Genomic DNA, 383 nt, shown 5'->3' on the forward strand with positions numbered 1-383 from the left:
CCGGCACAAAAGCACGCGGTGAAATCCCTTCAATGCCCATCAGACGCATCCGCTTAGCCACAGTCTTGCGATTCACACTGATCTGGTAGCGCTCACCTAGCTCTGCAGTGATTCGCGGGGCACCATAGACCTCGTCGGAGTCTTTCCAGATCTGATGAATCTTGCGATCAACATCATCGTAAAATGCTGCACGATCATCCTTACCGGATAAGCGTTGCTGCTGCATATGGGCCCATTTGTAGTATCCAGACCGAGACACCTTCAAAAGGCGTGCCATGCGCTTGATACTGAAATTCGCCTTCTCCTGCCGCATCAATTCGAATTTTTCTGATCGCGTTGCTTTGCGGCGAAGAAGGCTGTCGCTTTTGACAAAAACTCATTAT

General features: G+C 50.1%; 2 protein-coding genes. Both read right to left on the reverse strand.

What is annotated here, in order from left to right; genetic code table 11:
• Positions 1-226 (reverse strand): helix-turn-helix domain-containing protein (locus QP888_RS11010; RefSeq protein WP_284813595.1); only part of this gene is annotated, 226 nt, incomplete at its 3' end.
• Positions 201-383 (reverse strand): hypothetical protein (locus QP888_RS11015; protein WP_284813596.1); only part of this gene is annotated, 183 nt, incomplete at its 5' end. The genes QP888_RS11015 and QP888_RS11010, both read right to left, overlap by 26 nt.

This window comes from Corynebacterium sp. MSK297, from assembly GCF_030232885.1.
GTDB lineage: Bacteria > Actinomycetota > Actinomycetes > Mycobacteriales > Mycobacteriaceae > Corynebacterium.